At 65.4% G+C, this 8,450-nt stretch carries 7 protein-coding genes; 2 read left to right on the forward strand and 5 right to left on the reverse strand.

Annotation, left to right across the window (positions count from 1 at the left end; genetic code table 11):
• The first annotated feature begins 177 nt into the window (after nt 1–177).
• Complete coding sequence (locus AC2FL1_RS15990; RefSeq protein ID WP_496824206.1) at nt 178–813, forward strand: DUF4167 domain-containing protein; 636 nt, start codon at nt 178–180, stop codon at nt 811–813.
• 170 nt (nt 814–983) lie between these two features.
• On the opposite strand, the gene rsmA is transcribed toward AC2FL1_RS15990, so the two are convergent.
• The 5 genes from rsmA to lptG all read right to left on the reverse strand — a co-directional run bounded on the left by rsmA (nt 984) and on the right by lptG (nt 7,349).
• Nucleotides 984–1,823: a 16S rRNA (adenine(1518)-N(6)/adenine(1519)-N(6))-dimethyltransferase RsmA gene (gene rsmA, locus AC2FL1_RS15995; RefSeq protein WP_496824204.1), complete on the reverse strand. Its 840-nt coding sequence runs from the start codon at nt 1,821–1,823 to the stop codon at nt 984–986.
• An 85-nt stretch (nt 1,824–1,908) separates the two neighbouring features.
• Nucleotides 1,909–2,868, reverse strand: coding sequence for a 4-hydroxythreonine-4-phosphate dehydrogenase PdxA (gene pdxA / locus AC2FL1_RS16000; RefSeq protein ID WP_496877626.1), 960 nt, complete (start codon nt 2,866–2,868; stop codon nt 1,909–1,911).
• Nucleotides 2,869–2,872: 4 nt separating this feature from the next.
• The gene (locus AC2FL1_RS16005; RefSeq protein ID WP_496877627.1) at nt 2,873–4,111 is read right to left on the reverse strand and encodes a peptidylprolyl isomerase; all 1,239 of its coding nucleotides are present in this window, start codon (nt 4,109–4,111) and stop codon (nt 2,873–2,875) included.
• Nucleotides 4,096–6,252 (reverse strand): LPS-assembly protein LptD, encoded by a 2,157-nt coding sequence (locus AC2FL1_RS16010; RefSeq protein ID WP_496877628.1) that lies wholly within the window; start codon nt 6,250–6,252, stop codon nt 4,096–4,098. The genes AC2FL1_RS16005 and AC2FL1_RS16010 overlap by 16 nt, the downstream gene beginning before the upstream one ends.
• Entirely contained in the window at nt 6,252–7,349 is a 1,098-nt protein-coding gene (lptG, locus tag AC2FL1_RS16015; protein WP_496824196.1) for an LPS export ABC transporter permease LptG, read from the reverse strand. The genes AC2FL1_RS16010 and lptG overlap by 1 nt, the downstream gene beginning before the upstream one ends.
• 232 nt (nt 7,350–7,581) lie before the next feature.
• Between lptG and AC2FL1_RS16020 the strand changes: the two genes are divergently transcribed.
• The coding region (locus AC2FL1_RS16020) for a leucyl aminopeptidase family protein (protein WP_496877629.1) at nt 7,582–8,450 on the forward strand (869 nt) is incomplete at its 3' end.

Below are 8,450 nucleotides of genomic sequence, written 5' to 3' on the forward strand. Positions count from 1 at the left end.
CTCATAACCTCTTGTCTGCCGGGCCGGGACGTGCTTACTCAGGGGCGTCGTGGCACTTGATGCCCCTTTTGGCGCATCCCCGACAGCAAGCCCAAAAAGTCGATGTCCGGCAACACCAACCGCAAGCGGCGTCGAACGGGTTCATCGGCAAAGACCAACAAGGCTGACGTTAAACATATGAGATCGTCCAAATCCCGTTCGCGGTCGAAGAACAACCGCAACCGGCCCTCTGGCGGCAATGTCGTCAATCGCGTATTCGACAGCTCGGGCCCCGAGGGCAAGGTGCGTGGCACCCCGCAGCAGATCATCGAGAAATACAACCAGCTGGCGCGCGATGCCCAGCTGGCCAATGACCGGGTGGCTGCCGAGAACTTTCAGCAGCATGCCGAGCATTACCTGCGTCTGCTGAGCGAGGCACAGCGCGAGATCGACGCCCGCCGCGAAGAACAGGAACGCCAGAACCGTGAACGACAGGCGGAACGCGACCGTGAGCGCGCCGAACGTCAGGAGCGCGACAACGCGCCCGCCGCAGCGGTGGCCGATCCGTCCAGTGCTCCGCAACCCGATGTGCTCGACCTCGGCTCAGACGAAGGTCCTGATGACGCCAGCGGCCTGGTCGAAACCCCGGAAAGCAAGGGCGAAGGCCGCAAACGCCGCACCGCGCGATCGGAAGAGGTCGCGGCCGCGTCCGATGAGGGCGCGGATCAACCCAAGAAGAAAGCACCGCGCCGCCCGCGTGTCCGCAAACCTGCCGCAGGCGAGGGCGATGCGCCCGATCCACAACCGGGTGGTCCTGCCGAGGCCGCAGAGTAGGATCTGGGGCCTGTTCGCCGAAGCTTCGAAACGTCGTCTCTCGATTGGAGGCGGCGTTTTTTGTCGCGATGCCCATGAACGCGACGACAGGCGTTTTCCTGCAAGGAAAACGCTCAGAAAATGTCCCATTTTCTGACACAGAATTTCTGCGAAATTCTGTTTCGCCCGTTTCAGCGTTCCATTTCCCGCGCCAGCGCGCAGAAGGCTTCGAGCGAGACCTGTTCGGCGCGCTCGGTGGGCTTGATCCCGGCGGCGATCAGACGGTCCTCGATATCGGGGGCCTGTCCCTTGAGCGCCGCGCGGAGCATCTTGCGGCGCTGGTTGAAGGCGGCGGCGACCACGCGGCTGAGGATCGCGGCATCGGCGGGAAAGCGCGGTTCGGGCAGGGCAGTCAGATGGACCACGGCGCTGGAGACCTTGGGGGGCGGGGTGAAGGCCTCGGGCGGCAGCGACATCACGATGCGCGCCTCGGCCCGCCATTGCGCCAGCAGCGCCAGCCTGCCATAGGCCTTGGAGCCGGGTTGGGCCACGATCCGCTCGGCCACCTCGCGCTGGAACATCAGCGTCAGGCTTTGCCAGAAGGGTGGCCAGTCGCGCGGGGTCAGCCAGCGCACCAGTAGTTCGGTACCCACGTTATAGGGCAGGTTGGCGGTGACGCGAATCGGAGGCCTCAGATGGGCCAGCGGGTCGATTTCGAGCGCATCGCCATTGATCACCGCGAGCCGTCCCGGATAGGCCTCGGCGATTTCGGCCAGCGCCGGGAGGCATCTCGGGTCCTTTTCGATGGCCAGTACCCGACGTGCGCCCTCGGCCAGCAGCCCTCGGGTCAGCCCGCCGGGACCGGGTCCGATCTCCAGCACATCGCATGCGCTCAGATCCCCGGCCTGCCGCGCGATCTTGGCGGTCAGGTTGAGGTCGAGCAGGAAGTTCTGGCCCAGCGACTTGCGGGCCGAGAGCTGGTGGTTGGCGATAACCTCGCGCAGCGGGGGCAGGGTGTCGATGGCGCTCATGATGTGTCGGGTTTAGTCGCAGCTGAGGGGGGAGTGCCAGAGATTTTATGCCTATGGCGGGAGTATTTGACGCGGAATGAAGAAGCTAGCCGCTTGTGGCCATCCGCTGGGCCAGTTTCAACGCCGCGATCAGGCTGGTCGGGTTGGCGATGCCTTTACCGGCGATATCGAAGGCGGTGCCGTGATCGGGCGAGGTGCGGACGAAGGGCAGGCCCAGCGTGACATTCACGCCTCGGTCGAAATCGAGCGTCTTGATCGGGATCAGCGCCTGGTCGTGATACATGCACACGGCCGCGTCATAGCGGGCACGGGCGGCGGCGTGGAACAGGGTGTCGGCGGGATGCGGGCCGGAGAGCGTGAAATCGCCCGTGATCTCTCGCAGCAGCGGGGCGATCCAGTCGATTTCCTCGCGCCCCATGGCACCGCCTTCGCCCGCGTGCGGGTTCAGTCCGGCCACAGCGATCCGGGGATGGGCGATGGCGAACCGCTCACGCAACCCGGCGGCGGTGATCTCGATCGTTTCGCGCAGCAGTGCCGGGGTCAGCGCGCGGGGGACCTCGGACAGGGCGATATGGATGGTGGCGGGCACCACGCGCAGCTGATCGCTGGCCAGCATCATCACCACCCGGTCACACCCCGCGAGCGCGGCGAGGAATTCGGTATGACCGGGATGGGCAAAGGCTGCGCCGTCGATCAGTGCCTTCTTGTGGATGGGGGCGGTGCAGAGCGCTGAGCAGGCGCCCGATTGCACAAGCGCAACGGCGCGTTCGATGGCTGCGATCACACCGGCGGCGTTGCGCGGATCGGGGCGGCCGGGCTGGGTCGGGGCGGCAAAGGGCAGCGGCAGCACCGGCAGGGCATGGGCGGAGGCCGCTACCGCCTGCGCCGGGTCGTCAACCAGGGCCACTGGTGTCTCGCCGGGCAGATGTGCCGGGTCGCCGATCCAGACAAAGGGACAGCGTTCGCGCAGCTCTGCCCATGCGGCCGCAGCGATTTCCGTGCCGATCCCTGCCGGTTCGCCACAGCTGAGCGCGATCGGGCGCATGGCGCTATTCCTCGGTGATGACGGCGTCCGCGCGCAGTTGCTCGAGATGGCTTTCGGCCAGGGTTTGCAGACGTTGCTGTGTCAGGGCGTTGGCCACATCTTCGCGCGAGGCGTCGCCGCCCAGATCGCGGGTCCGGTTGCACATCATCAGGAACAGCAGGGTCTGACCGTTGTTGCGGGTCACGGCGACCGAGGTCTCACCGGGATCGAGCTTGGCCAGTTCCAGCGCGATATCCTGCGGGATTTCCGCGGGCTTGGCGCTGATCCGGTCCAGCACCTCGACCGGCTGGCCCTTGGCCACGCCATAGAGGTCGTCGCAGGTATCGACGCGCTGGCGAAGCTCAGCCGCGGCCTTCAGCGTCTCGGGGCTGCGCCCCCCCGCCATGCGATAGGCTGCATAGTCGATCGCGGCATAGCGCGGCGTACCCACCGCCGCCTCGCGCAGGCCGCGCATCTGGAACAGCGCCACCGCGTTGGGCAGGGTGATCGGGTCCGAGATCTCGCCGGGCTCCAGTTCCAGGATCACGGGCTGCAGCGCCGGCGGCAGCTGAGCAAGCGGGATCCAGGGCATGCGGCCACCATTGCCACGCGTCTCGGCTGCCGAGACCTGGGCCGCGGCGCTTGAGAAGGCCTCGTAGCTGGTCAGTGCGGCAATCTGCTGGGCCACCTCGTCGACCTGATCCACGGTCTGAGGGGTGATCGGAATGATGATCTCTGACAAGAGTACCTGCAAGCCGCCACCGCCGCCCAGGCCCAGCGCCCGATCGATCTCGTCCGGAGTGGGACGGGCGCGCGCCAGAAAACGGGCGCTGACATAGTCGCGCCAGGCCATCTGCTTGCTGACGAAATCGCGCACTGTTTCGGCCGAGACCCCTTCGTTCTCCAGCGCCGCCAGGAACTCGTCCGTAGACAGTCGCGCGCGGGCGGCAAAATCGTCGATGCCCAGTTGCACATCCTCGGGGGCGACTTCGATCCCGGCCTCTTCGACAGCCTGCATCTTGAGCTCTTCCTCGATGAGCGCTCGGCGTGCGTCTTTCTGCGGGTCACCGGGGATGCGCAGCACCTCCATCAGGCGGATGCGCTGTTCCAGTTCGAAATGGGTGATGATGCCCTGATTGACACGGATGGCCGGGCTGAACAGGCTTTGCGCCGATACGGGGGGCGCAACCAGCGTCAGGGCCAGCGTGGCGGCGCCCAGCATGCGGGCCAGGGAGCGGGACAGGGTGGTCAGGTTTTGCTGCATGATCGCCTGTATTCTTTGTTTGCGCTCTCCACGGCAAAGCCGTTCAGGGCGATGGTAAATCCGAAATCGGTCGACGGCTCAACACTTGTCGAAGAGGTGTAGCGGCGATTGACCGAAATGTTAACCGTGACACATTCGTTTTGATAGGCAAAACCGATGCCGGCACGGGTGGCGCGGGAATCCTCGATATCGTAGCGAATATTGGCCGAGGCCGTCCAAAAGGGGTTCACCTTGTAACTGCCGTCAAACCAGAATTCCGACACCGCCAGTGCCCGGTTCTCGGCCAGATCGCGGCCCAGCCACAGATAGCTGCCGCTGACGCTGGTGCGGTCATCGGTCCAGCTGCCGCGCAGCTCGACCTTGGAGAAGTTGAGCGAGCCATCCAGCAGCCCACGCGCGGTCAGGCCCAGACCCTGGGGCAGGGTCAACTGCCCGGCCAGCAGCAGGTCCGAAGCGGTGCCGCCCAGGCCCGAGGATTTGGAAAAGCGCGGGTCCGAGGTGCTGCGGAATACCTGTCCGACGGTGGCAAAGGCCTGCCAGCCCGAGGTCGAGAAACGTGCCCAGTTCAGACCGAACACCGCGCGCTTGCCTTCCTCGCGCTGATCGTTGGCGGGAAAACGAGAGAGCGCCAGCAGGTTGCCCTGATCGAACTCGACAAAATTGCTCTCGCCATTGGGAAGCGGCGCGCCGGATACATCGCTCCAGCCCAGTTGTGCAATGGGTTCCAGGTAATGGGTCCCGGTTGCGCCGCGATAGACCATCGGATAGCGCAGGGTCAGCGCAGCGCGCGGGGCGCTGCGCAGGGTGCCGCTGGCATAGTTGCTGTCATCCCAGACCCGGTAATCGTCAACCGCAACGCCCATGCGCCAATCGGCGCGCAGCCCGCTGGCAAAGGTCCAGCTGCGCAGCCATTCCGCATCCAGCGTCGCCCGCGCGATATCGCGCCCGACAACATTGGCCGAGGATTGGCGCTGATGCGCGTGGCCATCAAAGGCAAGACGCACCTCGCCGCCAAGGCCGGTCGGGAAATACCGTTTCTCGGCATTGATGTCGAAGATCTCCGTGGGGATCTCTTCCTCGATCTCGCTGTCGCGCAGGGTCTCGTAGTGGATCAGCCCAATGCGAAAGGCGCTGTCGCGGCGGAACCGTTCGATCGAGATCTCGCTGCGCAGCCGGTCGTATTCGGGCAGGCCGTAATCGGCCAGATAGCCGTTGTCCGAGACGGTCTGTACCCCAAGCTTCAGCTTGTAATCGTCGCGCAGGTCGAACTGGCCGGTGGCAAAGACATAGCCGCGATCTTCGCCCGGGATCAGGTCGTCACGGGTATAGGCGCCCTCGATCTCGATCCGGCCGCGGGCAAAGGCCTGACGGTAGCGCAGGTCGAGCGTCTTTGTCTTGGACGAGACATAGGGAGAAACCGTCAGGTCGCGGTGATCGCCCAGGCGAAAGAAATAGGGCACCTTGATCCCGGTACCCAGCTGTGATGTGGTTCGGATCGACGGGATCAGGAACCCGGTCGCGCGTTTCAGGTTCGGGTCGGGCAGGCGCATGGCCGGAAAGTAGAACACCGGTACATCCAGCACCCGGAATTGCGCGCCCTCGAAATACAGCTGTTGTTCCAGTTGGTCATGGACCACTTTCTGTGCCCGGATCTGCCAGAGCGGCGGTTTGCCGTTCTCGCAGACATGGCACGAGGTGACCGAGGTCTTGTAGAGCTGGGTATAGCGCCCGCCGACCCGCGTCATTTGCAGCGCGGCCAGTTGCAGCTGTTGGTCGAACACCATGCGCGCGCCGGTCAACAGGCCGTCTTGCAGGGTCTTGTTCAGTTCGGCCGCATCGGCCAGCACCGTCGCCTGACCGCCCTGGTCGATGCGGATCGGTCCCTCGATGCTCAGCTGTCCGGACTGCCTGTCAAAGGTGATCTTTTGGGCCTGCAGGCGGATGTCGCCCTGGAAGGCCTCGACATTGCCCTCGGCGATCAGTTGTCGCTCGGGGGTGATGAAGACGCTGTCGGCCACAAGGATCGCGGGCTGCACCTCGGTCTGTTCCGCGGGTACAGGGCTCAATGTCTGGGCGGCGGCGGTGCTCGCCAGATGCAGGCATGCGACGCCGGACAACAGGGTGGAAAGCAGCGCCCGCATCAGCCGTCCTCCGCGTGCAGCAAGAGGCCAAAGGTCAGCAGGATCGCCGCCACCGGCGGCGCCCAGGCGGCCAGCGCCACGGGGATTTGCCCGTTCTCGCCCAGGATCTGCGCGAAATTGCGGGTGAAATAGAGGGTAAAGCCCAGCAACACCGCCGACAGAACCGCCAGCCCGGTGCCGCCGAACCGCGTGTGGCGCATGGTAAAGGCTGCGCCGACCAGCACCATTGACACCAGAAACAGCGGCCGGGCCAGTTCCACCTGCAGCCAGACCTTGTGCCGCTTGGTCGAAAAGCCCGCCTGTTGCAGTTGTTCGATGGTCTGCGGCAGGTCGTAGATCGACACCGTTTCACGCCGACCCAGACTGTCGCGGATACGCTCTTGCGTCAGCGATGTCGGCATCTCGATCCGGTCGTGATGCACTGCGTTGGCCTCGGGGTTCTGTCCCACTTTCAGGGGCCAGACCTTGGCCTTGTTCAGCACCCATTTGCCTTCCTGCAACTGGGCGCTTTCGGCGATGGTGCGCCGCTGGGCGCTGCCCTCGGGGCCAAAGCTGAGGATGGTCACGTCAAAGAGCGTCACCCCGTCGCCACCAAAGCCGGTGGCATGGATCACCGATTGGCCACTGCTATCGCCCTGGCGCAGCCACAACCCCTCTTCGCTGAGCGACAGCACCGACGGGCCGCCATTGCGATAGGTATCGGCAAGGCTCTGATACCGCACGGCGGTCGCGGCGACGATGGGGTTCAGCGTGGTCACCGCCAGCACCCCGATCACCATCGCGACCAGCACCGGTCCGACCAGCGCCCGGATTCCCGAGCGCCCGATGGCGCGGGTCACCACCAGTTCGGAACTGCGGGCCAGCCCGACAAACAGCACGATGGTCGACAGGATCATCAAGAGCGGCAGGATCTCGCTGATCGCGGCGGGGGCGTTCAGCAGGGTCAGACCGATCAACTGCCCCATGCTTACCTCGAAACCCTCGAAGCGGCGAAGTTGTTCGATCAGGTCGATTAGCAGGACAAGCCCCAGAAACACCAGCCCGATCACCAGAAAGCTCTGGATGAAACGGCGGGCGAAGTAGCGGTCCAGAATCATGCGATGCCCCGCCCTGAACCGGACCTTGCGGCGGGAATCACCTGTATCGCGCCCGGGCGCGCGCAAAGCGGCAACAGCGGCACTCTGCCGTATGGTGGCACTGCGATCCCCCCGGAACGGTTCGTCGAATGGGCCGGACCTTAATGCAATTGATCGGCGGGGAAAACTGCTATCTGGCCAAGATGCGGTGGGCAGGCTACCTCTAGGCGGACAGATGTTGAGGAGAGACCGAATGACCAGCCCCACCCCGATCCGTTTCGAGATGCCCGACCTGGACGCGATGGCCACCGCGACCGGACGCGTCGCCGTGATCGTACCGCCCGAGGGCAAGCTTGATCCGGGCGCCCGCCGGGCCAACCGGCTGACGCGCGGGGCGCTGGCGCGGCTGGTGGAAAGCGACCGGTTCGCCAAGGTGAAACCGGGGCAGGTGGTGTCGCTGGCCTGGCCCGCAGGCATGGCCGCCGAGGCGCTGGATGTGCTGGTGCTGCCGCGCCGCGCCGATGCGCTGACCGCCCGCAAGGGTGGCGCTGCGCTGGCCAAACTGGCGGGGGGCAAGCCGCTGTTGCTGATGGCGGGCGGTCAGGTCCGGGCCGAGCAGCTGGCGCTGGGCATCGCCCTGCGCGCCTATGATTTCACCGCTCATAAATCCAAACCCGAGGATGAGGCTGCCGACGCTGCTGATGCCTCGGTCACCATCGCCCACACCAAGGCCGAGGAGGTCGCCACCGCCTATGCGCCGCTGGCGGGCCTGGCCGAGGGGGTTCACATGACCCGCGATCTGGTCAACGAACCGGCCAACGTGCTGACCACCACGGAATTCGCCAACCGCCTCAAGGAGATGGAGGCGCTGGGGCTCGAGGTCGAGGTGCTGGAGGAGGACAAGCTTGAAGAGCTGGGCATGCGCACGCTGCTGAGCGTCGGGCAGGGCTCCGACAGCCCGTCGAAGGTGGTGGTGATGCACTGGAAGGGCGGCGACAAGGATGCCGCCCCGCTGGCGCTGGTGGGCAAGGGCGTGGTGTTCGACACCGGCGGCATCTCGCTGAAACCCGCCGCTGGCATGGAAGACATGACCATGGACATGGGCGGCGCCGGTGTGGTCGC

Source organism: Ruegeria sp. YKSF070 (assembly GCF_059612725.1).

What these genes read in the sequence shown, in the direction of transcription:
- AC2FL1_RS16005 (WP_496877627.1), bottom strand. Translation starts at nt 4,111, where the DNA reads ATGCAGCAAAACCTGACCACCCTGTCCCGCTCCCTGGCCCGCATGCTG.
- rsmA (WP_496824204.1), bottom strand. Translation starts at nt 1,823, where the DNA reads ATGAGCGCCATCGACACCCTGCCCCCGCTGCGCGAGGTTATCGCCAAC.
- lptG (WP_496824196.1), bottom strand. Translation starts at nt 7,349, where the DNA reads ATGATTCTGGACCGCTACTTCGCCCGCCGTTTCATCCAGAGCTTTCTG.
- AC2FL1_RS15990 (WP_496824206.1), top strand. Translation starts at nt 178, where the DNA reads ATGAGATCGTCCAAATCCCGTTCGCGGTCGAAGAACAACCGCAACCGG.
- pdxA (WP_496877626.1), bottom strand. Translation starts at nt 2,868, where the DNA reads ATGCGCCCGATCGCGCTCAGCTGTGGCGAACCGGCAGGGATCGGCACG.
- AC2FL1_RS16010 (WP_496877628.1), bottom strand. Translation starts at nt 6,252, where the DNA reads ATGCGGGCGCTGCTTTCCACCCTGTTGTCCGGCGTCGCATGCCTGCAT.